This window comes from Bittarella sp. HCP28S3_D9, assembly GCF_052065655.1.
Lineage (GTDB): Bacteria > Bacillota > Clostridia > Oscillospirales > Ruminococcaceae > Bittarella > Bittarella massiliensis.
Map to the genome: position 1 here is coordinate 26,253 of NZ_JBQHTP010000022.1, position 23,026 is coordinate 49,278.

Below are 23,026 nucleotides of genomic sequence, written 5' to 3' on the forward strand. Positions count from 1 at the left end.
GTAATGGCGCCCCTCTCGGGGGCAAAAGCCGCCCCGGAGAGCGGCCGGTAGGGAAACGGAAGGGTCACCGGGGCTGGGCCAGGATGTCCCGGGCCGCGGCCACGGCGGTGGAAAAGGCGATCTGCAAGTTGAAGCCGCCGGTGTAGCCGTCCACGTCCAGCACCTCGCCCACAAAGTAGGCGCCCGGGCAGCGCCTGGACTGGCAGGAGCCGGGATCCACCTCCCGCACCGAGACGCCGCCGCGGGTGATGATCCCCTCGGCCGCGGGGCGGAAGCCGGAGACGGTGAGGGGCAGATCCTTCATCACCCGCACCATCTCCCCCCGCTCGGCCTGGGTGAGCTGGTTGACCTTCTTCTCGCCGGGGATGCCGGTGAGGGCCACATAGCTGCCGATGAGCTTTTGCGGCAGCAGTTTGCCCAGGGCGTTTTGCAGGTTTTTGTTCCGGTACTCCTCAAAGTCCCGCAGCAGCCGGCGGTCCAGCGCCTCGTGGGTGAGCCCGGGCTTTAGGTCGATGTGCAGCCGGTAGCGCCCGGGCGCGTCCTCCATGTGGCAGGAGGCGGAGAGGACCAGCGGCCCCGATACCCCGAAGTGGGTGAAGAGCATCTCCCCCAGCTCGCTGAAGACCGGGCGCTTCTTCCCCACCTCCTCCACCGTGAGGGTGACGTTTTTCAGGGAGAGGCCCTGGCAGTTTTTGCACCACTGCTCGCCGCAGCGCAAGGGCACCAGGGAGGGCCCCGGCGGGGTGACGGTGTGGCCCAGCTGGCGGGCGAAGCGGTAGCCGTCGCCGGTGCTGCCGGTCTGCGGGTAGGAGAGGCCGCCGGTGGCCACCACCACCCGGTGGGCGGAGATGGCGCCCCCCTCTTTGAGGGACAGCGAGAAGGGCGCGCCGGGGGTGACGGTCTCCACCTCGCCCTGGCGAAATTCCACCCCCTGGGCCCGGCACCAGTTTGTCAGGGCGTCCACCACGTCGCCGGCCCGGTCGCTCTGGGGGAAGACCCGGTTCCCCCGCTCGGTCTTGAGGGGGACCCCCAGCCCCTCAAAAAAGGCCATGGTGTCCTGCGGAGTGAAGCCGTAGAGGGCCGAGTAGAGAAAGCGGGGGTTGCGGGGGACGTTTCGCAGAAAGTCCTCCACCTCGCAGTTGTTGGTCAGGTTGCACCGGCCCTTGCCGGTGATGCGCAACTTTTTGCCGGGCTGGTCGTTTTTTTCCAACAGGAGGACCGGCAGTCCCCCCTGCCCGAGCAGTCCGGCCGCCATCAGCCCCGCGGGGCCGCCGCCGATCACCGCGGCGCTGTACACTCTCTCCATCTCCACTCCTCACACCTCGCCGATGTTCTCGTAGACCTGGTCCTCGTTCCACATGGTCTCCAGCTTGCCCAGGGTGGCAAACACCTCGGTCTGCTTGCGCTGGCCCAGGGCCACGATCAGGGCGTTGATGAGGCTGAGGGGGGCCACCAGCGAGTCCACGAAGGAGATCATCTCGCTCTTGGCGTAGAGGACGGTGTCGGCCATGGCGGCGATGGGGGACTTTTCGCTGTCGGTGATGGAGATGACCTTGGCCCCGCTCTTGGCCGCGCAGGTCAACGCCCGCACCGTCTTTTTGGAGTAGCGGGGGAAGCTGATGCCCAAGATCACGTCCCCCTCGCCGATGCGGACGATCTGCTCAAAGACGTCGGAGCCCTTGTCCTCGCTGACGAGGTGGACGTTTTCAAAGATCATATTGAAGTAGTAGGCGGTGAAGGAGGAGAGGGAGGAGGCCCCCCGCATCCCCACGATGTAGATGCGCCGGGCCTCCAGCAGGGTCTCGACGGCGCGGTTGAAGTCCTCGCTGGAGACGGCCTGCTCGGTCTTGCGGACGGTGGCGATGTCCAGCTCCAGCACCCGGGAGAGGACGTCCCGGTCGCCGATCTGCTCGGAGGTGACCCGCATCCGCTGCACGGCGCTGAGGTTTCTCTTGATGAGCTCTTTGAGGGAGCGCTGGAACTGGGGGTAGCCCTCAAAGCCCACCTCCATGGCAAAGCGGACCACGGTGGACTCACTGACCCCCACCTCCCGCCCCAGCTTGGAGGCGGTCATAAAGGCGGCCTTGTCGTAGTTTTCAAAGATGTAGCGGGCAATCTTCTTCTGCCCCTTGGAAAACTGGCCCATCTTCTCCTCGATGGTGTGTAGCAAACTGCTCAAAATCCTCTCCCTGCCTCTCTGCCCCGCGCCGGCCACAAAAAAGGCGGGCGTCCGCGCATGGGCGTCTGCCACTCGGCGTATAATGGAATGGACGCCGCTGGGAAAGCGGCTGTTTTTTACCGAACTTGTCAACACTATCAGTGTATCGTCGCGGGGCGAAAATTGCAAGGAATTTTTGCCCCTTCTCCCCCTTTTTTGCAGGAAATGATGGCAGCTTCTTGCAAAATGGCGTCCGCAGCCGGGCGAACTGTCAAAAATGGCGGCAAAACCGGCAAAGGCGTGGATTTTGCAGGGGAAATGTGGTATATTCTATGGGAACTCATCGCCCATCCTATTTCGCGGGGGCCTGCGCCCCCATCCCTGAGACTATATTCGAGGTGTGCGCAACATGGCAGTTATCTACGAGGACTTGCTCAAGGGCAAACAGCACGTTCATTTCATCGGCATCGGCGGGTCGGGGATGTTCCCCCTGGCCCAGATCCTGCACGACAAGGGCTATTTCATCACCGGCTCGGACAACAACGAGACCGACACCCTTGCCCTGGTGCGGGGGCTGGGGATCCCGGTGCACCTGGGCCACGACCCCAAAAACATCGAGGGGGCCGACTTGGTGGTCTACACCGCGGCCATCATGAAGGACAATCCCGAGCTGCTGGCGGCCAAGGCCTCCAACGCCACTGTCATCGAGCGCTCGGTGTTGCTGGGGGTCATCTCCCGCCAGTATCCAAACGCCGTCTGCATCTGCGGCACCCACGGCAAGACCACCTCCACCGCCATGCTCACCCAGCTGCTGCTGGACTGCGGGGCCGACCCCACGGCGGTCATCGGCGGCAAGCTGCGCAGCATCGGCGGCAACGGCCGGGTGGGGAAGAGCGAGACCTTTGTCTGCGAGTCCTGCGAGTACGTGGACACCTTTTTAAAGCTCAGCCCCGACGTCTCGGTGGTCCTCAACATCGACCGGGACCACCTGGAGTACTTCAAAAATCTCGAGAACATCATCCGCTCCTTCAACGCCTTCAACAAGATGGCCAGCAAGATGGTCATCGTCAACGGGGACGACGAGAACTCCATGAGATCCCTGGACGGGGTGACGGTGCCCATCCTCACCTTCGGCACCAAGGAGGGGCTCGACTACACCGCCGAGAACATCGCCGTGGAGCGGGGGGTCTTTTACCAGTACGACCTCTGCCACCGGGGCGAGACCCTCTGCCGGATCCGGCTGGGGGTGCCGGGGCGGCACAACGTCCTCAACTCCCTGGCCGTCTGCGTGGCGGCGCTGCAGTGCGGGGTCACCCCCGCCCAGCTGGAGGAGCACCTGCCCCACTTCGGCGGGGCGGGCCGCCGATTTGAATTTTTGGGGGAGGTGAACGGCTTCACCGTGGCCGACGACTATGCCCACCACCCCGCCGAGCTGGAGGCGACCCTCAAGGTGGCCACCCAGATGGGCTACAACAAGGTGTGGGCGGTCTTTCAGCCCTTCACCTTCTCCCGCACCTCGATCCTGCTGGACGACTTTGCGCGGGTCTTGCAGATCGCCGACCGGGCGGTGATCACCGCCATCATGGGCGCGAGGGAGATCAACACCTACGGCATCCACGCCAAGGACCTGGCCGACAAGGTGCCCGGCAGCGTGCAGCTGGACACCTTCCCCGAGGTGGCCGACTACCTGCTGGCACACGTGGAGCCGGGCGACCTGGTGCTCACCCTGGGCTGCGGCGACGTCTACAAAATCGACAAGTTGCTGCTGGGAGAGAAAAAGAACTGACAGAGGGGCGCCCGGCAGCAGCTGCCGGGCGCCTTTTTGGCTGGGAGGGAGGAAGTTTGATGGAGGGAAAGCCCACCGGCACCGTCTACCTGCTCTGCGGCAAGACCGGCAGCGGCAAGAGCACCTTTGCCCGGACCTGGCAGGCCGAGCGGGGGGCCGCCCTGCTCTCGGTGGACGAGCTGATGCTCGCCCTCTTCCCCGAGTACCTGGGGGAGGCCCACCGGGCGGTCTGGGAGCGGTGCCGCACCTACCTGCTGGCGAGGGCGGAGGAGATCGCCCTGGCCGGGGCGGACGTGCTGCTGGACTTTGGCTTTTGGAGCGCGGCGGAGCGGGCCGAGACCCGGGCCCGGTTCGCCAGAGCAGGGGTGCCGGTCAAGCTGCTCCTCTTCACCGCCCCCGCCGAGCTGCGCGCCCGGCGGTTGGCGCGTCGAAACGCCGCCGCCCAGGGGCGGGAATACCGCATCGACCCCGAGATGCAGGCCCTCTTCGACAGCCGTTTCGAGCCCCTCGCCGAGGGGGAGGCCGACTGGGTGATCCGCCCCGGCGACAAGCTGCCCGACTGCATCGGGTAAAGGGAGAGGAAGGCCCGGCAGAATTTTCTGCCGGGCCTTCCTCTCCGTCTGCCTCCCCCCATCGGGAGAGGCAAAAAAGCGCCCGGAAAGCAGCCTCTGCAGCGCCTTCCGGGCCTTTGTTTTTGGCATCTCGCTCTGCCGGTCAAGGGCCCCCGTCACTGGGTGGGCAGGGTGGTGACCCCCACATAGTGAAAGTCCCCGTCCCCGGTCCCCTCGATGGAGATGCGCCGCCGGCGCAGGAGGGACCCCCGCTCGCCGTCCACCGTCCGCTTGTAGACGCTCACCGAAAGGCTCATCAGCGACCCGCCCACCTGCCAGTCGTCCAGCGCAAACAGGTATTCGCGGGGAACGGGGCGGTAGATGAGGGCGTAACTCTCCCGCTCGGGCAGGTAGCGCCCGCTCTCCCGCACCCACTGGGGCGGCACCCCAAAGTAGCGCTGGCAAACCCCCTCCACCTCGTCCTGGGGAAAGAGGTAGCCGGAGAGCTCGCCCGCCGACGCGGCCCCGTAGTTGTAATAGGGGCGGTCTGGCGCCCGGTTGTCGGGGTAAAGGGGGAGGTAGTAGCCCAGCACCACCAGGGTATCGGGGGACAGCTGGTCCGCGCTGGTCCAGTCGGGCGCCTCGGCCGCCAGCCAGCGGCAGCGGTCCAGGTAGACATCGATCACCTGGCTCTCGCTGAGATCGGCGGGAAAGTAGCTCTCCCCCGCCGGGGCGGAACTGCTCTCCGCCCGGTTGGGGGCAGCGGGGGCGCAGCCCGCCAAAAGGGCGCACAGCAGCGCCACCGCCAACACCCGTCCCATCCGCTTCACAGAGGCCGCCCCCTTTCCGCCCAATTTCCCCCTCTAGTATAGTCGAAGGGCGGAAAAAGGAACAGGGGGCAACACACTTCTTGTGCTGTCTGTCGAAAAAGGGGATCAAAAAGCAGCGCTTCGCACAAGGGAAATCTGTCGAAATAGGGCGAATGCCGCGGACGGCAAAGGGCCCCTTTTAAAACTGGTTGTAGAGGAACTGGGGGGCGGTGGAGAAGTCGGTGCAGAGGAGCCCGATGTAGATGCCTATGAAGAGGAGGAAGAAAAAGGCCGTCCACCCCAGGAAGGAGAGCCAGGGGTTGCCCTTAATCCGCCTGATAAAATTGGTAAATCTGTTCATCTAGATACGCCCATCCCTTCCAGCCCAGGTGCATGATGTCTCTCAAAAAATAGGGCTCGTATTCCCGGTCGGAGTAGTCGGCCAGCTGCACCCCGTTTTGCTCGGCGATGTTGCGGATGTTTTGGTAGTACTGCTTTCTGTCCTCTTGGGGGAACCCGGTGTAGTCGTACCAGTAGCCGTTGACCGGCACGCTCACCAGCATGATTTCGATCCCCAGCTCCTTGGCCACCTGCAAAAACAGCCGCAGGTCGTCGTACTCCGGGGACACCTTGAAGCTGGAATCCCGTTCAGAGTTGCGGGCGGTGTAGCCCCGGGCGCGAATCAGGTCCTGGTAATACCCGTCTTCCATGTAAAAGGAATTGTTGGTGCAGAGGCTCTTTCCCTGCTCCTCCCCCTGCTGGCGCAGGGCTGCCCAGTCGATCTCCCCGGCGCGGACCGTCGTCTCGCTGGGCTTGACCGAGGCGATAAAGGGGGTGTAGCGGTGTTCCGCCTGCTGGTGGGGGTATGTCTGAGTGCGCCAGACATTGTAGTCCGACTGCAGCCCCGAAAAGAGATTTCCCACCCCCAGCTGCAGGTAGTCCAGGGGGTCGAGATCCCCGGTGAGGTAGATCTTCTCGTAGGTCTCCACCTGCTTTTTGCGCTCGGGGTCCTTGACGAGGAGCTCCTTGCACCGGCGCAAGATCTTTCGCTTGGTCTCGTCTGTCACCCGCTCGTTTTTCATGAAGGCGTCAAACATCTGCAGGTAAAACCGGCTGGCGAAGGTCTCGGGGTAGACCCCCTGTTTGTAAAACCACTGAGGGGAGAGGATAAAGACCGCCTTTTTGTTGGCCATCTGATCCGACAGGGCCGCCAGATTGATGGCCTGGTTGAGGCTCTGGGTCCCCGGCACCCCCAACAGCACCGTGTTGAAGTCGGAGTTGCCGCTGCCAAACACCAGCTGGGGGTGGGTGCTCTCCTCGTGTAGCGTCAGCTCCGACGAGCCCAGCACCAACAGACTGCTCTCGTCCCGAAGGGCGGAAAAGGCATTTGGCGAATAGTTTTTCTCCAGGCTGGTGTCGTAGATGAGCTGGCGCCGCAAGTCGCCCTCCAGCTGGCCGCGGAAGTAGCGCCCCGACCCCCAGATGCAGCCCAGGGCCAGCACCAGGGCCAACAGGGCGGCGGCTGCCCTCTTCACGCCTGGGCGCTCCTCTGGGCGATGAGGGCGATGATCTTGCGGGGGGTGTTCATCTCTTCCCGCTCCAACTCGGAGGGGGAGATGACGACCCCAAAGCGGTCCTCAATGTCCACCAGCAGCTCGGTAAAGCCCAGGGAGTCGATGAGCCCGGTCTCAAAGAGCTCCACGTCCGGGTCCTCCCGCACCACCTCGTCGTCACAGAGTTCCACCAACATCTCCAAAACGTTTTCTTCCATTGCAGTTGCTCCTTTCTATAATGGCCGCCCCAGCGGCGCGATGCGCGGTTTTGCCCCCGGGGGTCAGATGAGTTTTGCCAACACGGCCCTTCCCGCCTCGGCCATGGCCCCCGAGAAGATGAGGAACCCCACCATCACCAGCTGCAGGGTGACAAACCAGGAGAGGGCCTTATACCACCCCTTGTCCCGGTTTCTCTTGTAAAAGGCCGACTTCTTCTGGTAGATCTCGGTGAGGGCCAACAGCACCCCGTGGTAGAGGCCGTAGACGATGTAGCAGCCGGTGAACCCGTGCCAGAGGCCCATCACCAGCATGTTCACGATCAGCCCCGCTGCCGCCCCGTTCAGGCGGCTGGAAAACCACTTTTTGCGGATGGCGTTCATCATAAAGCGGGAGAAGAGAAAGTCCCGGAACCAGTGGGAGAGGGTGATGTGCCAGCGGTTCCAGAAGTCCTTTATGTCCACGCTCAAAAAGGGCTTGTCGAAGTTCTCCGGGGTGCGGATGCCCAGGATGTAGCTGACGCCGATGGCCATCAGGCTGTAGCCGGCAAAGTCGAAAAAGAGGTAGAAGCCGTAGCTGTACCCGTACCCCGCCAGCGGCAGGGGGCGGTAGCGGTGGGCAAAGCGGCCCATCACCTGGTAAAACAGCTGGGAGAGGGCGTACTTGTAAAAGAGCCCCAGGGCGATCTTCTGCAGCCCCGTCCCCAGCAGTTTGCGGTACTCCGCCCGGGAATAGACGGTGTGCCAGTCCGCCAGAAAGCGGCGGCTGCGGTCGATGGGGCCCGAGCTGATGGCCGGGAAGAAGAGGAGGAAGCTGGAGAGCTCCAGCCCGCCCATCTCCTTGATGACCCCGTCGTATATCTCGATGATGACCTGCAGCACCTTAAAGCTCAAGTAGCTGATGCCCAAAAAGCCGAACACGCCCTTGCCAAAGAGGCCGGAGAACTTGTAGAGCAGAAGCGGCGCCAGGGCCAGGGCCACGAAGTGGCCGTAGATCACGCTGTTGCGGCCGAACTTGCGGCGCAGCAGCAGGTAGCCCTTGACGGCGTGCAGTTCCAGCAGGTAAAAGCCCGCCAGCCAGAGCAGCTGCGCCGGCTGCCCGCCATACACCAGCCAGATGAAGAGCAGCGAGAGGGCGAAGCTGTACCCCTTGAGGGGTTTTTCTCGCAGCCCCAACACCGCCGCCGGCACCAGGGCCGCCGCCAGCACCAAAAAGAAGCGCAGGTCGCCGTAAAAACTCACCTTGCCAGCCCTCCCAGCGCCTTGCGGTCCACCTTGCCGTTGGCGGTCATGGGGAGGGCGTCCAGAAAGACGAATTTCTTGGGGATCATGTAGGCGGGGAGGAACCGGGCCAGCTCCCCCCTGGCCCGCTGAGAGGCGGCAAAGCCCCGCTCCCCCGGCCAGTCCGCCGCCACGTAGGCCGTCAGGCTGCGGATGGCGCCGTCCCGCTCCTGGGGCAGCACCACCGCCCCCCGAACGCCCGGCAGCCGGCAGATGTTCTGCTCGATGTCCTCCAGTTCAATGCGGTAGCCGTGCAGCTTGATCTGCAGGTCCAATCGGCCGCAGTAGTGCAGCTGCCCGCCCCGCAGGTAGCCCTTGTCCCCGGTGCGGTAGAGGCGGTACTCGCCCCCCACCACCCGCCGGGTGCCAAAGGCGCGCGCGGTCAGGTCGGGACGGCCGAAGTAGCCGCTGCTCACCGTGTCCCCCACGATGACGATCTCCCCCCGCTCCCCCTCGGGCAGGTCCTCCCCTTCCGGGCCGGCAATCAAGAGCCAGGTGCCCGGCTTGGGGGCCCCCACCGGCAGGGGTTCGTCGGCGGCCGCCAGGGCGGGGGTGATCTCCACCTGGGTGACGGCCACGGTGGACTCGGTGGGGCCGTAGGTGTTGATGACCTTGGCCCCGGGAAAGCGGCTGTACAGCTTTTGGGCGGTGGCGTTTTGCAGCGTCTCCCCGCAGAAGAGGAAGAGCTTCATGTCGGGCAGCAGGGCGCTGTCAAAGCGCCGGTCGGCCAGGCAGACCTCGGCAAAGGAGGGGGTGGAGACCCAGACCTGGGCCCCCGACTGCTCCAGGGAGGAAAAGAGGGCCGCCGCGTCCTGCTGCACCTCTTTGGGCAGGGTCCAGAGGGTGCCGCCGGTGTAAAAGGCGGTGTAGAGGTCCATCACCGACAGGTCAAAGGAGAAGGGGGCCTGGTTGAGAAAGACCCGGGGCGCCTCTGCCGGGAAGCCCTCCCCCAGCTGGGAGGACCAGTCCAAAAAGTGGTCGAGGCAGTCGGCGGTGATCTGCACCCCCTTGGGGGTGCCGGTGCTGCCGGAGGTGAAGAGGATGTAAAAGAGGTCCTCCCCCTCCACCGGGTGGAGAGCGACAGGGGGCTCTCCACCCTCGGCCAGGGCGGCCAGCTCAGCGGCGGCCAGCACCGGGCGGCCGCAGGGGTCGGCCAGCGGCTCGGCGGCCAGCACCAGCGGCGGGTCGGCCGCCTCGACGGTGCGGGCCACCCGCTCGGGGGGAAGGGAGGTGTCCACCGGGCAGTAGCCCCGGCCCGAGCGGGCGCAGGCCAAAAAGCACAGGGGCACCAGAGGGCCCTTGTGCCCGTAGACCACCAGGGGAGCGCGGTTTTCCCCCAGGCGGCGATCCAGCGCGGCGGCCAGTCGGCCCGCCCCCTCCCACAGCTGGCGGTAGGTCAGCTCCCCCTGGGGAGAGCGGTAGGCCAGAGCCTCCGGCCGGGCGGCGGCGTGGCTGGCAATGGCGTCCAACAAGTTCATCGGCGATTCCCCTTCCTCAGGCCCTGCAATTGGCTATCGAGCGATTGCAGAGCCCAAAAACGCAGAAAAACAGCGGGATGGCCGCTGTTTTTCACTGGTGTTGTCTCCCATTATAGGATGGCGATAATTTCCTGTCAACCGGCGAGAGAGCGGGCAAAAATGGGATACGAGCGCCATTTTTGGGGGGACAAATCCCACCGCGGTGGGGCGCGGCGGGGAGAGGGCGATTTTCCCGCCCCAAAGGAGGGGCGAGAAATTCATAAAATCTTCAGCAGTTTCCGGGGCTGCACGTCATAAAAATGGGCGAAACTGCCCTGCCTGTGTCCCCTTTTGTGCCGCGCGCAGAGCAGTTTTTTCCCTCACAACTCTGTCCAGTGCGCCGATTTGCAGTCCCCGCCCCTTTTTCAGCTGCTCTGCGGCGCAGGTGGTTTTGCCTGTCCCCCGCCCGTTTTGGCGCGCAGTGCAAAGAGGGTCAGCCCATCAATCCGTGCAGCCGCCCTTCCCGCCGCTTTGGACGGGGCGGTCAAAAAGCGCCGGCCCGAGAGGAGGCCGGGTCTCTCCCCTCCCTTTGCTCTGCACCCGCCAAAAGGGCGCCGGATGTACCGGCGCCCTTTTGAAAATGGGGAGGAGATTGTATGCCCGACAGGAAGAGGGGTGGCGTCCCCCGCCCCATCGGTATGGCTGCCTATGCGCCGGGGAAGGCTGCCGCGCGAAAGCGGCGGCAGGCGGCCTCGACGCCGTCGGGCTGGGAGAAGACTGCAAAGGCCCCAGCCACCAGGGCGTCGGCCCCGGCGTCGGCGCAGGCGCACCCGTTTTCCGGGCCGATCCCCCCGTCCACCTCGATGAGGAGGGGGTGGCCCAGGGTGCGGCGGAGAGCGGCCAAACGGGCCACCCGCTCCACCGTTCCGGGTAGAAAGCTCTGCCCCGAAAAGCCGGGTTTCACCCCCATCAGGAGCACCCAGTCGCAGAGCTCCAGGTAGGGGCTCAGGGCCCCCACCGGCTCGTCGGGGTTCAGGGCCAGGCCGGGGGCGATCCCCACCCGGCGCAGCTCCTTTAAGAGGGAGGCGGTGTCCACCGGGCAGCCCAGGTGAAAGGCCGCCCGCTCCACCCGGTTTTGGGCCAGTTGGGAGAGGTAGTCCCCCGGGTTTTCCACCATCAGGTGGCAGTCCACCGGCAGGGGCGAGGCGGCGCGGACCGCCCGGATGAGGTCAAAGTTGAGGCAGAGGTTGGGGACGTAGTGGCCGTCCATAATGTCCAGGTGATACCAGTCGCAGCCGCCCCGCTCCAGGGCGCGCAGGTCGTCGCCCAGGTGGAGCCAGTCGGCGCAGGCCAGAGTGGCGGTGAGGATACCCATTCTGTTCACCCTCCCTTTCTAGCGGGTGCCCGAGATCTTCGAGTAGGGCTGCCCCGAGGCGGCAGGGCCGGTGGCCCCTTTGATGGTGAGGGCCAAAACGATCAGGCTGGCCACATAGGGGACCATCTGCACGAACTCGTGGGGGATGGGGGAATTGGGGATGATTTGAATGTAGAGCTGCACCGCGTCGAAAAAGCCAAAGCACATGGCTGCGGCAAAGGCCCCGGTGGGGGTCCAGCGGCCCATGATGATGGCGCCCATGGCCAGGTAGCCACGGCCTGCCACCATCCCCTCTTGGAACAGGTTCATCTGCCCCACCGAGAGGAAGGCCCCGGCCAGTCCACCCAAGAAACCGGAGATCAAAACGCCCAGAAAGCGCATGGCCCCCACGTTGATGCCGGCGGTCTCGGCCGCCCGGGGGTGTTCGCCGCAGGCGCACATCCGCAGACCCAGCGGAGTTTTAAAGAGGACAAAGTTGCAGACAAACAGCAGGATGAGGGCGATGTAGACGATGGGGGAAAAGTCGGCCAGGATGTTCCCCACCAGAGGGATGGGGCGCAGAAACTCGGTGGTGGCAATGGTGTTGACGGTGGGGGACATACCCTTTTGCCCGAAGATGGCCTGCAGCCCCACCGAGCAAAAGCCGGTGGCCAGCAGCACCAGGGCCTGGGAGGAGACCCCCTGCGCCCCGCCGCAGACGATGGACACAAAGCCGTGGATGGCCGAGATGACCACGCCGACGAGGACGGCCAGGAGAACGCCAAACCAGGGGTTGCCGGTCCAGTAGGAGCCCAGCACCGCCAGGAAGGCGCCCATACTCATAATGCCCTCGAGGCCGATGTTGAGGATGCCCGTTCGCTCGGAGATGGTGGCCCCCATGGCGGTGATGGCGATGGGGGTGCCCAGACGAATGGTGGCCAAAACGATGTAAGACAGGGCGCTAAGCATGTGCCACACCTCTCTTCTGTGCTTTTTTCATGAGGTAGCGGATAAAGTTTTCGGAGCAGACAAAGATGATGATCAGCCCCTGGACGATGGAGACGAATTCGGAGGAGACGCCAGTGCTCATCTGCATCAGCGCCGCGCCGTTGCGCATGGCGCCAAAGAGGAAGGCGGTGAGCAAAACGGCGATGGGGTTGCTCTTGGCCAGCAGGGCCACGGCGATGCCGGTGGGGCCGTAGCCGGGGGAGTAGTCGGCAAACACCCGGAAGACCGAGCCGTGGATCTCCAAGCTGCCCCCGAGTCCGGCGAGGGCGCCGGAGATGAGGAGGGCCAAGAACATGTTGCGGTCGACGTTGATGCCGGCAGAGCCGGAGGCGTCTTTGTTGATGCCGGTGGCCCGCATCTCATAGCCCCACTTGGTTTTATTGATAAAGATGTAGACGACGATCACAGCGAGGACGGCGACCAGGATGCCGGAGTTGATGTTGTAGGGTCGCCCGATGAGGGCGGGCAGGCGGGCGGTGTCCTGCATCTTCTCGGTGGCCGAGAGCTGGCCCCCCGAGGTGACAAAGACGCTGATGACCAGATAGGTCAGCAGGAACTTGGCGATGTAGTTGAACATGATGGTGGTAAAGACCACGCCCACATTCTTTTTCAGCCGCAGCCAGGCGGGGATAAAGGCCCAGGCCATACCGCCCAGCATGCCACAGAGCAGACAGACCGGCAGGTGGATGATTGCCGGCAGCTTGAGGTAGATGCCCGCCAGGCAGCCCAGCAGGGCGCCGATGATGAGCTGGCCCTCAACGCCGATGTTGAAGACCGAGCCCTTTCTGCCCACGGCGATGGCCAGACCGGCCAGGATGATGGGGATCATCCGGTTGATGGTGCCCGCTATGGCGCTGGGGGTACCCAGCGCCCCCTTGAAGAGGGAGGCGTAAGCGGTGAGGGGATTGACCCCCAAAATGGCCAGAATGATGCCGCCGGTGACAATGGAGAGCGCAAAGGCGATGAGGGAGATGGAGCACTCCAACCCCATTGCGCGCAGCTTTTCCGAGCTCGGTTTCTTGAATTTTTTGGCGGGCTTCTCCTTCCCTGTCAAAGAAGGGGGCCGCTCAGCGGTTGACTGCTTCATCGATGTCCTCCTCTCCGTCTACACCCAGCATGTACTGCCCCAGGAGCTCTTTGGTGATCCCTTTGTTTTTCAGCACCTTGACGACCCGCCCTTTAAAGAGGACGGCAATGCGGTCGCTGACCTGGAGGATCTCATCGAGTTCAAGGGAGAAAAGGAGAACCCCTTTTCCGGCGTTTCGCGCCTCTACCAATTTTTCCTGCACAAAGGAGATGGCCCCCATGTCCAGGCCGCGGGTGGGCTGAATGGCCATGATCATCTCGGGGTTGGCGCTCATCTCCCGGGCAATGATGATCTTTTGCTGATTGCCGCCGGAGAGCTTGCCGGCGGGATCGTCCAGGCTGCCGCAGCGGATGTCAAAATCCTCCTGGAGCTTCTGGGCGTTCTGGTCGACCTTTTTGCGGTCTAGAAAGGCCCCGTACTTGAGGAAGCGGCGCTGGTCTTGAAACCCGAGAACCAGGTTTTCTTTGACCGAGAAATCCAGCACCAGGCCGTCCTTGTGCCGGTCCTCGAAGATGACCCCCACCCCTTTTTTCTTGATTTCCTTGACCCCCATCTGGGAGATGTCCTCCCCCTTAAAGGTGAGGCTTCCCTCGCTGGGGTGCAGCTTGCCGCAGATGATGTTCTCCAACTCCTCCTGGCCATTGCCGTCCACCCCCGCAATGCCGAGGATCTCGCCCCGGTGCAGTTGCAGGTCGATTTGATGGAGTTTTTGAACCCCCTGGCGGGTCTTGTAAGAGAGATTTTTCAGGTCCAGCAGCACCTCGCTGTTGTCCACCTGGGCGCGCTCGCCGCCACCCATGATCACCTCTCGGCCGACCATCAGCCGCGCCAGTTCCGCCTGGTTTACTTCGGCCATGGCCTTGGTGCAGACCACCTTGCCGCGGCGGATGACGGTGACCCGGTCGGATATCTTCTCCACTTCGGCCAGCTTGTGGCTGATGAAGATGATGGTCTTGCCGCTGTCCCGCAGCCGCATGAGGATGTCACAGAACTCGTCGATCTCCTGGGGGGTGAGGACGGCAGTGGGCTCGTCGAAGATGAGGATCTCTGCCTTGCGGTAGAGGATCTTCAAAATTTCCACCCGCTGCTGCATGGTGACCGACAACTCGCTGACCTTTGCGCTGGGGTCGATGCCCAGCCCGTACTGTTCGGAGAGTTGGCGCACCTCCCTCTCCGCTTTGGGGTAGTCGATTTTCAACCGGCTGCCCACTTCCATTCCCAGAATGATGTTCTGGGTGACGGTGAATTTGGGGATGAGCATAAAGTGTTGGTGCACCATGCCCAGCCCGCTGGCGATGGAGTCTTTGGGGGAGTGAAAGCGAACCTCTTTGCCCCGCAGATAGATGCTCCCCTCGTCAGGTTGGTTGAGTCCGTAGAGAATGCCCATCAGGGTGGATTTGCCCGCCCCGTTCTCCCCCGCCAGGGAGTGGATCTCCCCCTGTTCGATGTCGAGCGAAATGTGGTCGTTCGCAATCACGCCGGGGTAGATTTTGGTGATTCCCTTTAGCTCGATGATCTTCTCCCGCACCTCTGGTTCACGCCCTTTCTGTGCAGCCGGACGGCGGCCCTTTTCGAGGCCGCCGTCCGCCGTTCTATTTACGCCGGGAACTGGAAGCTGTCAAAGTCTTCCTTGGTGGCCGGAACTTTGATCTTGCCGTCGATGACATCCTTGCGCAGGGCCTCTACCTGGTCGATGGCCTCCTGGGGGATGGTCGCCTTCAGGGTCTCGTTGGTGGTGTAGAGCAGGTCCACGCCCTCCTCTTTCAGGCCCATCTCCACCGGGGTACCGCCCTTGAAGTTGCCCTCGGCAATCTCTTTGAGGAAGCGGTAACAGGTGTTGTCCACCCGTTTGACCTGGCTGGCGACGATGCGGTCGGGCATCAGATGGAACTGCCCGTCGGCAGCGCCGAAGGTCCAGCAGTTTCCGCCGCGCTCAGAAGAGGCCTGGAAGACGCCCACGTTGCAGGCCGCAGCCGCCGGGGCGATGTAGTCGACCCCCTGGTCATAGAGCATGTTGGCAATCTCCTTGCCCTTGTTGACGTCGGTGTAGCTGCCGGTCTGGGTAGAGGTGACGGTGGCTTTGGAATTGACGTACTTGACGCCAGCCTGGAACCCGTAGTCAAAGCGGTTCATGATGACGTTGGAGTTGGAGCCGATGAAAGCCAGCTTGTTGCTCTTGGTCAATTTGCCCCCCAGGGCGCCCAGCAGGAAAGCCGCTTCCTGCTCCCGGTAAAAGGCGGACGCCACATTTTCCAGGTCGGGGATGGCGCAGTCCGGGCTGACAAAGTAGACGTCCGGGTACTCCGGCGCCAGTTCCTTGATGGTGTCCTGATAGGTGTCGGCCGGGAAGATGATGACGTTGATCCCCTGGCTGATGAGGGAGCGGGCGGTGTTGGCCGCGTCGGCCGCCGACACCTTTTCGATCTTGTTGAGCTCAAAGCCAAACTCGTCGGCCGCCTTCTGACAGCCCGCCAGCGCCACGTCAGAGAAGCTCTGGGTGCCAAAGCCGCCCGAGACGACGATGGCCGCCTTGATTTGAACCTTCTTCTCCCCGTCTCCCTTGGCCTCCTCGCCGCCTCCGCAGCCAGTCAGGCCACTCAAGCAGAGAAGACCCGCCAGAGAAGCTGCGAGAATGCGCTTCCCCAATTTCCAATTTTTCATCTCAGTTTCCTCCTTATTTTGCGGACGGATCGCGCGCTGAGCGCTCTCCATCACTGAAAAGATGAACAAAATAGCCCTAGGAATAACTGCGCAGGCTGTCGAGGAAGAGCTGCACAAACCCCTCCCTGTCAATGGAGTCGACAAACCAGAGGTTGCGCTCCTCCTCGCTCTTGCCGTAGTAGTTTTCCATGTCGATGACGGTAAAGCCGGTGGTGATCTCCCCCTTGCACTCCACATCGCAATAGTACTTGGTGGCGGTGAAGAGCTGGGGGTCGGTCAGATAGGCCACGGTGGCCGGGTCGTGCAGCCGGGCCACCCCCTTGAAGCGGCGGCCGGCCTTGAGTTCCTGCTGGGCGGATTCGGACTGCCCCTCGGACTTGGCGTTTCTGCCGTACCCGCCGAGGATGGCGGTGGTCATTCTGGCCGCCGGGTTGTCGATGCGGGCGATCTCCTCCACCTCCTCGGCGAGCAGATAGGCCTCCCTCGTGGTGTCCAGCGGGCAGGCGTAGATGGGGATCCCCGAAAAGAGCAGTTCCCGGAACCCCTCCGGATCCACCAGGACGTTGAAAGTGGTGATGGGGGTGGGGTTTCCCGTGCGGTAACTGGTGCCCATAAAGACGATCTTGTCGATTTTTTCCTTGATCTCCGGGCAGCGGCGCAGCAGCAGGGCGATGTTGGTCACCGGGCCCAGGGCCAAAATGGCGGCCTTCTCCTCGCTCTGGAGCAATTTATCCCGCAGGAACTCCCAGGCGGGGGCGGCCACAAGGGCCTCGTCGTGCAGCTGATCAAAGGTCCAACCCCGCAGTCCGTCGTCCCCATGGACATAGGCGGCGTCCACCAGTTCGCGCTCCAGGGGCTTTTCCTCCCCCCGGGCCACCGGGATGTCCCCTCTGCCCAGCAGGTGCAGCACATTACAGGTGTTGGGGGTGGTGTGGCAGAGGGCCACGTTGCCCGCCACCGTGGTGACCCCCAGAATGTCGAGCTTGTCGGACGCGCAGGCGATCACGAGGGCCATGGCGTCGTCGATGCCGGTGTCCACGTCAATCAGCACAGGTATTTTCTTCATCATCTCTCCTCCTATTTCTTTCGTTTCCTCCCAAACACGCTAGGCGTTGATCCCGATTGCAGGGAGCGCCGACTTTTTCACCCCTTTGCCAAGTCGGGGGAAAAGTGGCGGACGCTCTCGAGAAACAGCTGGGCAAAACCGGCCCGGTCGATGGAGTCCACATACCAGAGGTTGCGCTCCTCCATCGACTTGCCGTAGTAGTCCTCCATGTCGATGATGGTGAAGCCGGTGGTGAGTTCCCCCTTGCACTCCACCTGGCAGAAGTATTTCTGGCGGGTGAAGTAGTCGGGCCGCAGCAGGTAGGCCACCACCGCCGGGTCGGGCAGGTGGGCCAGCCCCTCCTGGTTCCAGTCCCGCTCCCCGTCCTTCTGGGCCAGGCAGCCCCCCTTCTGGCCGATGCGGTCGCCGTAGCCGGCCAGGGTGCGGGAGACCATCTTCGCCACCGGGCCGGGAATGCCGGCGATCTGCCGGCACTCCTCGGGGGTGAGGGTGGCGTTTCTGGTGGTGTCCAGGGGGAGGGTGTGCAGCTCGACCCCGCTCTTTAAAAGGATGTCAAAGGCCTCGGGGTCCACCAGCACGTTGAAGGTGGAGACGATGGTCGGGTTGCCGCAGCGGTAGGAGGCCCCCATGAAGAGGATGCGGCGGATGCGGGATTTAAGCTCGGGGTACTGCTGGAGAAAGGCCGCCACGTTGGTTGCCGGGCCCAGGGCGACAATGGTCACCGGCTCCTCGCTCTCGGTGAGGGCCCGGGCCATCTGCTGTTGGGCGGTGAGGGGGGAGAGGGCCTCCAGGTGCTCCCCCTGGAACTGATAGCCCCGCAGGCCGTTCTCCCCGTGCACCTCGGGGGCCCGCAACAGCGGGCGCTGGAGGGGAGCCGGCAGCCCCTGGGAGACCGGGATGTCGTCCCGGCCCAGCAGGTGCAGGAGGTTGCAGGTGTTGCGGGTGGTGTGGTAGAGGGAGGCGTTGCCCGCCGCTGTGGTCACCGCCCGGATGTCCAGCGCCTCGCTGGCGCAGGCCATGATCAGGGCGTAGGCGTCGTCGATGCCGGTGTCCACGTCCAGCAGCACAGGTATCTGTCTCAACTGGCCGCCCTCCCTATTTGCTGGGGAAGGAGAAGGCCGCGAACTCGTCCTTGGTCGCAGGGATTTTGAGTTCCCCGCTGACGACCTTCTGGCGCAGCTCCTCCACCCGGTCCTTCACGTCCTGAGAGATGGTGGCCGCCAGCTCTTCGTTGGTGGTGTAGAGCAGGTCGACGCCCCCCTCTTTGAGGCCCATCTCCTGGGGCTGACCGCCCTTCCAGTTGCCCTCTACCGCATCCTTGAGGAACTGGTAGCAGACGTTGTCGATGCGCTTGACCTGGCTGGCGAGGATGCGGTCGGGCATCAGGTGAAACTGGCCGTCGGCGGCACCAAAGGTCCAGCAGTTGCCCCCGTGCTCTTTGGAGGACTGGAAGACGCCGGTGTTACAGGCCGCGGCGGCGGGAGCGATGTAGTCGACCCCCTGGCTGTAGAGCAGGTCTGCCATCTCCTTGCCCTTGTTGACGTCGGAGACACTGCCGGTGTACATCGAGATGACGCTGGCGTTGGGGTTGACGTACCTAGCGCCGGTCCGGTAGCCGTACTCAAACCGGTCCATGACCACGTTGGAGGTGTGGCCGATGAAGGCCACCTTGTTCGACTCGGTGAGCATCCCCGCCAGGGCGCCCAGCAGGAAGGCCGCCTCCTGTTCCCGGTAGTAGGCGGAGGCCACGTTTTCCAGATCGGGGACTGCCGCGTCGCCGCTGATGAAGCGGACATCGGGGTTTTCGGGGGCCAGCTCCTCGATGGCGTCGTTGAAGAAGTCGTTGGGGGAGATGATCATGTTGACCCCCTGGCCGATGAGGGAGCGGATGGTGTTGCTGGCGTCGGAGGAATTTACATTCTCGACCTTGGTCAGCTCAAACCCGAACTCGTCGGCAGCCTTCTGGCAGCCGGCGAGGGCCACGTCCTGAAAGCTCTGGGTGCCGAAGCTGCCCGAGATGATGATGGCGGCCTTGATGTCGCTCCCCTTTTTACCTGCGTCCCCCCCTTCCTTTTTGTCGCCGCAGCCGGCGAAGGCGGTGAGGCAGAGGCAGCCCGCGAGAAGGGCGGCCAGAATCCGTTTGATCGATTTACCTGTGAACATGTGAGATCCCTCCTTAAAAATTGGTCTGTGTAGGCGCGGCAAAGGAACGCGCAGCAATCCGTTCAGTTGAAATCGAACTTCCCCCGACCGCTCACTCCCCCTTCATGCACAGGTGCACCGCCGCGGTGGTGAACGCCTTGGGGAGGGCGAGGATGTTGGGGTGCTCTCCCAGATATTTCTTCTGGGCGTCGGCCAGGGCCTCCTCAAAGGTGGCCCGGGTCTTCATCCCCATCCCCCGGGCGTAGCCGGGCTGTTCGGCCCCCACGATGTAGATGGCGGCGGTGTTCATCTCGGCGATGTGGCCGCAGCTGATCATCGAGAAGCCGTGGAAGGGGTGAAAGCCGTTGCAGTAGCGGTAGCGGCGGATGTATTCCTCGTTGGTGGCGAAGTACTCGCCGTAGCGGTTGACGTCCCGCAGGGTGTTCATGTGGTCTTTTTGAAAGAGCTCGTAGATCTCGCGGTAGCCGGTGAAGAGCTCGTCGTGGAAGTAGCCGTTACAGGTGGAGGAGCAGATGACCACGCAGCGGTCGCTGAGCACCCGCTTGTGGCGGATGATCTCGGCCGAGATGGCCTGCATCATCATGATGGGGTTGGTGCCCATCCCGTCGCCGTAGTGGAAGAACTGGGGCATGCCGAAGACCAGCACGTCGTACTTCTTCTCGGCCCAGTGGACGTAGGTGCGCCGGTCGGCGGTCTCCCAGCTCTTGGGCTGCATCACCTTGGCCCAGCCGCTGTTGATTTCGATCTGGCGGGAGCGGGTGTCCAGCACCGCGTCGCAGCAGAAGAACTTCTTGCCCATCCGCTCCTCCATGTACTGGCCGATCTCGTCGAATTTCTGGCGCATGAGGGAGTGGCTGCTCACCGGGGTGAAGTCGGGCCGGTGCATCACCGCCGGCACGTGGTGGGAGGCGATGGAGCGCCAGTGGGTGATACCGGTGGCGCAGTGCTTGTAGCCCCCCGAGTAACCCCCGTAGGGGTTGCCCTGGGTGTGGCCGATGAGGACGGCCACGTCGGCGTCGTAGACGTATTTGTTCACCAGCACCGGGTCGCCCCGCGGGGTGGTGCCCAGATCCACCAGGTGCTCGTAGTCCTCGCTGTCGTGGTTGCGGATCTGCCCGGTGGGCCAGAACTGGGAGAAGAGCTCATCCCCCAACACCCGGTGGATCTCCTCTTCGGTGTTCTTGCGGTGCAGCCCGTTGGAGCACAGCAGCAGGATGTCTTTTTTCTCCACGCCGGCTTTATAGAGCTCCTCCAGGATGATGGGGATGGACACCTTGCGGTGGGCGGTGGGCTGCTCGCCCCCCTTGACCCGGTCGGGGAAGACGATGACCACCTTGGAGCCCTTGTGGGCCAGCTGGGAGAGGGGGGGCATCCCCATGGGGTGGAGGATGGATTCCCGGGTCGCCTCCACCAGCTTTTCCTCGGGGATGCAGGGCGGGTCGGGAACCGTCTCCCCGGGGATAAAGACGTCGGTGTCGTCGGGCAGCTGGGCGCTCATCATCCCCTGTCCGTACTCAAATTCCAGTTTCATGCGATCTCCTCCTTGGCGTCAAAGTACTCTGCAGCGATCTGGGCGAACTCGTCGGGATAGAAGCCGATCTCCCCGGCAAAGCGGGTGAGCCCCACCAGCCCGCCGTCCAGGTTGGGCAGGGCTCCGAAGGCGGCGGCGTTCTCGGCCTTCAGCCCCCCGCCGTAGACCACCGGCAGCCGGACGATCCCCTTGATGAGGGCGGCGATCCGCCCCACCTCCTCGGCGGTGGGCACCGGCTTGCCCGGGCCGATGGACCAGATGGGCTCATACCCCAACACGATGTTGGGCGCCCCGTCCACCCCGGGCAGCCCCTGGCGGAGCTGGCGGCGGAGGACGGCCTCTCGCAGCGGGATCTCCTCGGCGGTCTCGCCGATGCAGAAGAGCACCTTGAGCCCGGCTGCCAGGGCGCAGCGCACCTCGTCGCAGAGGAGGGCGTCCACCGCGTCGGCGTCGCCGGTGAGGGCCATCTTGTCGGCCCGCTCCTCGCTGTGGCCGATGAGGGCCCAGGTGCAGCCCAGGGCGCGGGCGGCGGCGGCGGTGCGAAAGGTGGTGAAGGCCCCGAAGTTGCCCCCGGGGGCCACGTCCTTTCGGTAGACCCCCTGGCAGCCCACGGCCACCGCTGGCCCCGGCCCGGCCGCCGCGTCCGCCGCGGGGAGGAGGTGGGCCTCCGGCAGGAAGAAGACCGTCTCCACCCCCGGGCGCTCGGCCAGGGCGGCCCGGCTCTGGCGAACCAGGGTCTCGCCCCACTGGGCCGGCGGGCACTGGGCGTTGATCCCCCCCAGCGCGCGAGGAATGTCGAATCGCTTTAGGTTGACGAATAGGTACTGGGTCAAATCCCCTCTCCCCCTCTTGTTGCTTCTCGGGCATCCCGCCCAATTTCTACCCACATCATAGCCGATTTTCAGGGTTTGTAAAGAAAAATGTTTGCAAACGTTCTCACATCGTTATCCTGCCTATAATTCCCGGTTTTCATTGTACATCTTGCTATAAAAACGGGATATATGGAAAATATTCCTCTTTTCTTCTGCTTAATCTTGCAAATGCAGTTTCATCAGTGTACAATTTAGAAAAAATCGAGAGAGGTTTGGCGGCTGTTTTTCAAAAAGATATTGCAATCGTTTTCACTCACTTGTCACAGGACGCCCCAAAACAGGTGACCGGCCATGACACTCAAAGAAATCGCCCGGGAGGCAGGGGTCTCCATCTCCACCGTCTCCCGGATCATCAACGACCCCAACCACCGCACCGCCGCACCCGAGGCCGCCGAGCGGGTGTGGGAGATCGTCCGCCGCACCGGCTACACCCCCAACGAGGCGGCCAAGGCCCTCAAGAGCCGGGACCGGGGGCCCGACCCCCGGCCAGCGGGGCGGACCATCTCCTGCGTGTTCGCCCGCACCGAGATGTTCTCCCGCCAGTTTCAGGACCAGATGATGCCCTCGGACCAGTTCTTCGCCGAGATCTTGCGGGCGGTGGAGAAGGAGGCCATGGTGCAGGGCTGCTCCCTGGGCTTTTCCTTCTCGGCGGTCAACCTAAGCGACTTCAAGACCGACCGGATGCTGGAAAATCTGGACAAGGGGGGCGTGGTGGTGCTGGGCCGCCCCCGCAAGGAGCTGCTGGGGCGGCTGCAAAAGCTGCGCAACGTCATTGTGGTGGGGCTGGCCGCCGGCGGGGCCGACTTCGACCAGGTCATCTGCGACGGGTACAAGGCCGCCATCCAGGTGCTCGAATACCTCTACCGGCAGGGGCACCGGCGCATCGGCTACCTGGGCGAGGTGAAAAACGAGGTGCGCTTTGACGCCTACATGGACTTCATGTTGGAGCGGGAGCTCCCCTTTTCAGAGGAGTACATCTACGAGTCGGCCCTGACCATGGAAAACGGCTATTTCGGCATCAAGCGGATGTTCGCCTCCCCCCGGCTGCCCACGGCGGTCTTCTGCGCCAACGACATCAGCGCCATCGGGGCGGTGAAGGCCATCCGGGAGTTCGGGCTGCACATCCCCCAGGACATCTCGGTCATCTCCATCGACAACATCGCCATGAGCCAGTTCACCACCCCCTCCCTCACCACCGTGGACGTGCCCAAAAACGAGCTGGGGAAGGTGGCGGTGAAGCTGCTGCTCGACCGCATCGAAAAGGGCCACACCCTGCCCCTGAAGGTGGAACTGCCCTGCAAGCTGATCGTGCGGGAGAGCTGCCGCCCCCTGGAAAAGGGGGAGCGGGAGTAGCCCCCCTCTTTCCGCCGCGCAGGCGGCAAACCGAAAGCGGGGGCGGCGGGGGGGGGGGGGGGGGGGGGGGGGGGGTGGGGGGGGGGGGGGGGGGGGGCGGGGGGGGGGGGGGGGGGGGGGG

21 protein-coding genes are annotated in these 23,026 nt (G+C 63.8%); 3 read left to right on the forward strand and 18 right to left on the reverse strand.

All coding sequences use genetic code 11. The annotated features are described in order from the left end of the window. Positions 1-64 precede the first annotated feature (64 nt). Together ACTNAU_RS11005 and ACTNAU_RS11010 are read right to left on the reverse strand one after the other, a co-directional pair. Complete coding sequence (locus ACTNAU_RS11005; protein WP_441098442.1) at positions 65-1,306, reverse strand: NAD(P)/FAD-dependent oxidoreductase; 1,242 nt, start codon at positions 1,304-1,306, stop codon at positions 65-67. Between the two features lie 9 nt (positions 1,307-1,315). Then, complete coding sequence (locus ACTNAU_RS11010; RefSeq protein ID WP_073261153.1) at positions 1,316-2,179, reverse strand: MurR/RpiR family transcriptional regulator; 864 nt, start codon at positions 2,177-2,179, stop codon at positions 1,316-1,318. Between the two features lie 388 nt (positions 2,180-2,567). Between ACTNAU_RS11010 and murC the strand changes: the two genes are divergently transcribed. Next, positions 2,568-3,944 (forward strand): UDP-N-acetylmuramate--L-alanine ligase, encoded by a 1,377-nt coding sequence (gene murC, locus ACTNAU_RS11015; protein ID WP_021661025.1) that lies wholly within the window; start codon positions 2,568-2,570, stop codon positions 3,942-3,944. A 59-nt stretch (positions 3,945-4,003) separates the two neighbouring features. Next, on the forward strand, positions 4,004-4,516 hold the full coding sequence (locus ACTNAU_RS11020; protein WP_441098443.1) for an AAA family ATPase: 513 nt from the start codon (positions 4,004-4,006) through the stop codon (positions 4,514-4,516). A 155-nt stretch (positions 4,517-4,671) separates the two neighbouring features. Here ACTNAU_RS11020 and ACTNAU_RS11025 read toward each other — a convergent pair whose 3' ends face one another. The 16 genes from ACTNAU_RS11025 to ACTNAU_RS11100 all read right to left on the reverse strand — a co-directional run bounded on the left by ACTNAU_RS11025 (position 4,672) and on the right by ACTNAU_RS11100 (position 21,513). Beyond that, a complete protein-coding gene (locus ACTNAU_RS11025; RefSeq protein ID WP_441098444.1) occupies positions 4,672-5,325 on the reverse strand; it encodes a hypothetical protein in 654 nt (217 codons plus the stop codon). A 178-nt stretch (positions 5,326-5,503) separates the two neighbouring features. Further along, on the reverse strand, positions 5,504-5,665 hold the full coding sequence (locus ACTNAU_RS11030) for a hypothetical protein (protein WP_441098445.1): 162 nt from the start codon (positions 5,663-5,665) through the stop codon (positions 5,504-5,506). After that, complete coding sequence (dltD, locus tag ACTNAU_RS11035; protein ID WP_441098446.1) at positions 5,631-6,839, reverse strand: D-alanyl-lipoteichoic acid biosynthesis protein DltD; 1,209 nt, start codon at positions 6,837-6,839, stop codon at positions 5,631-5,633. Before dltD ends, ACTNAU_RS11030 begins: the two co-directional genes overlap by 35 nt. Continuing rightward, positions 6,836-7,075, reverse strand: coding sequence for a D-alanine--poly(phosphoribitol) ligase subunit 2 (gene dltC / locus ACTNAU_RS11040; protein ID WP_441098447.1), 240 nt, complete (start codon positions 7,073-7,075; stop codon positions 6,836-6,838). The genes dltD and dltC overlap by 4 nt, the downstream gene beginning before the upstream one ends. 63 nt (positions 7,076-7,138) lie before the next feature. Beyond that, positions 7,139-8,314 carry a D-alanyl-lipoteichoic acid biosynthesis protein DltB gene (dltB, locus tag ACTNAU_RS11045; RefSeq protein ID WP_441098448.1) on the reverse strand — a complete coding sequence of 392 codons (1,176 nt, stop codon included), beginning with the start codon at positions 8,312-8,314 and terminating at the stop codon, positions 7,139-7,141. Then, positions 8,311-9,831: a D-alanine--poly(phosphoribitol) ligase subunit DltA gene (gene dltA, locus ACTNAU_RS11050; RefSeq protein ID WP_441098449.1), complete on the reverse strand. Its 1,521-nt coding sequence runs from the start codon at positions 9,829-9,831 to the stop codon at positions 8,311-8,313. The genes dltB and dltA overlap by 4 nt, the downstream gene beginning before the upstream one ends. A 685-nt stretch (positions 9,832-10,516) precedes the next feature. Next, positions 10,517-11,185, reverse strand: coding sequence for a ribulose-phosphate 3-epimerase (locus ACTNAU_RS11055; RefSeq protein ID WP_441098458.1), 669 nt, complete (start codon positions 11,183-11,185; stop codon positions 10,517-10,519). 18 nt (positions 11,186-11,203) lie between these two features. Further along, the gene (locus ACTNAU_RS11060; protein ID WP_441098450.1) at positions 11,204-12,133 is read right to left on the reverse strand and encodes an ABC transporter permease; all 930 of its coding nucleotides are present in this window, start codon (positions 12,131-12,133) and stop codon (positions 11,204-11,206) included. Beyond that, positions 12,126-13,259 carry an ABC transporter permease gene (locus tag ACTNAU_RS11065; protein ID WP_441098451.1) on the reverse strand — a complete coding sequence of 378 codons (1,134 nt, stop codon included), beginning with the start codon at positions 13,257-13,259 and terminating at the stop codon, positions 12,126-12,128. The genes ACTNAU_RS11060 and ACTNAU_RS11065 overlap by 8 nt, the downstream gene beginning before the upstream one ends. Next, a complete protein-coding gene (locus tag ACTNAU_RS11070) occupies positions 13,240-14,787 on the reverse strand; it encodes an ABC transporter ATP-binding protein (protein WP_216401467.1) in 1,548 nt (515 codons plus the stop codon). Before ACTNAU_RS11070 ends, ACTNAU_RS11065 begins: the two co-directional genes overlap by 20 nt. Before the next feature lie 68 nt (positions 14,788-14,855). Further along, positions 14,856-15,920: a BMP family lipoprotein gene (locus tag ACTNAU_RS11075; RefSeq protein ID WP_441098452.1), complete on the reverse strand. Its 1,065-nt coding sequence runs from the start codon at positions 15,918-15,920 to the stop codon at positions 14,856-14,858. A gap of 76 nt (positions 15,921-15,996) precedes the next feature. Continuing rightward, the gene (locus tag ACTNAU_RS11080; RefSeq protein WP_441098453.1) at positions 15,997-16,986 is read right to left on the reverse strand and encodes a nucleoside hydrolase; all 990 of its coding nucleotides are present in this window, start codon (positions 16,984-16,986) and stop codon (positions 15,997-15,999) included. A gap of 77 nt (positions 16,987-17,063) precedes the next feature. Then, on the reverse strand, positions 17,064-18,068 hold the full coding sequence (locus ACTNAU_RS11085; RefSeq protein WP_216401470.1) for a nucleoside hydrolase: 1,005 nt from the start codon (positions 18,066-18,068) through the stop codon (positions 17,064-17,066). Positions 18,069-18,081: 13 nt separating this feature from the next. Beyond that, positions 18,082-19,149 carry a BMP family lipoprotein gene (locus ACTNAU_RS11090; RefSeq protein ID WP_441098454.1) on the reverse strand — a complete coding sequence of 356 codons (1,068 nt, stop codon included), beginning with the start codon at positions 19,147-19,149 and terminating at the stop codon, positions 18,082-18,084. A 91-nt stretch (positions 19,150-19,240) separates the two neighbouring features. Next, a complete protein-coding gene (locus tag ACTNAU_RS11095; protein ID WP_185914707.1) occupies positions 19,241-20,680 on the reverse strand; it encodes a lactate racemase domain-containing protein in 1,440 nt (479 codons plus the stop codon). Further along, positions 20,677-21,513, reverse strand: a complete 837-nt coding sequence (locus tag ACTNAU_RS11100) for a triose-phosphate isomerase (protein WP_185914706.1) — start codon at positions 21,511-21,513, stop codon at positions 20,677-20,679. Before ACTNAU_RS11100 ends, ACTNAU_RS11095 begins: the two co-directional genes overlap by 4 nt. Positions 21,514-21,843: 330 nt before the next feature. Here ACTNAU_RS11100 and ACTNAU_RS11105 point away from each other — a divergent pair, with 330 nt between their 5' ends. After that, positions 21,844-22,905, forward strand: coding sequence for a LacI family DNA-binding transcriptional regulator (locus ACTNAU_RS11105; RefSeq protein ID WP_216401474.1), 1,062 nt, complete (start codon positions 21,844-21,846; stop codon positions 22,903-22,905). Positions 22,906-23,026 lie beyond the last annotated feature (121 nt).

Coding starts and splice junctions, on each gene's coding strand:
- ACTNAU_RS11005 (WP_441098442.1), bottom strand. CDS start 1,306: ATGGAGAGAGTGTACAGCGCCGCGGTGATCGGCGGCGGCCCCGCGGGG.
- murC (WP_021661025.1), top strand. CDS start 2,568: ATGGCAGTTATCTACGAGGACTTGCTCAAGGGCAAACAGCACGTTCAT.
- ACTNAU_RS11020 (WP_441098443.1), top strand. CDS start 4,004: ATGGAGGGAAAGCCCACCGGCACCGTCTACCTGCTCTGCGGCAAGACC.
- ACTNAU_RS11030 (WP_441098445.1), bottom strand. CDS start 5,665: ATGAACAGATTTACCAATTTTATCAGGCGGATTAAGGGCAACCCCTGG.
- dltC (WP_441098447.1), bottom strand. CDS start 7,075: ATGGAAGAAAACGTTTTGGAGATGTTGGTGGAACTCTGTGACGACGAG.
- dltA (WP_441098449.1), bottom strand. CDS start 9,831: ATGAACTTGTTGGACGCCATTGCCAGCCACGCCGCCGCCCGGCCGGAG.
- ACTNAU_RS11055 (WP_441098458.1), bottom strand. CDS start 11,185: ATGGGTATCCTCACCGCCACTCTGGCCTGCGCCGACTGGCTCCACCTG.
- ACTNAU_RS11060 (WP_441098450.1), bottom strand. CDS start 12,133: ATGCTTAGCGCCCTGTCTTACATCGTTTTGGCCACCATTCGTCTGGGC.
- ACTNAU_RS11065 (WP_441098451.1), bottom strand. CDS start 13,259: ATGAAGCAGTCAACCGCTGAGCGGCCCCCTTCTTTGACAGGGAAGGAG.
- ACTNAU_RS11075 (WP_441098452.1), bottom strand. CDS start 15,920: ATGAAAAATTGGAAATTGGGGAAGCGCATTCTCGCAGCTTCTCTGGCG.
- ACTNAU_RS11080 (WP_441098453.1), bottom strand. CDS start 16,986: ATGAAGAAAATACCTGTGCTGATTGACGTGGACACCGGCATCGACGAC.
- ACTNAU_RS11090 (WP_441098454.1), bottom strand. CDS start 19,149: ATGTTCACAGGTAAATCGATCAAACGGATTCTGGCCGCCCTTCTCGCG.
- ACTNAU_RS11095 (WP_185914707.1), bottom strand. CDS start 20,680: ATGAAACTGGAATTTGAGTACGGACAGGGGATGATGAGCGCCCAGCTG.
- ACTNAU_RS11105 (WP_216401474.1), top strand. CDS start 21,844: ATGACACTCAAAGAAATCGCCCGGGAGGCAGGGGTCTCCATCTCCACC.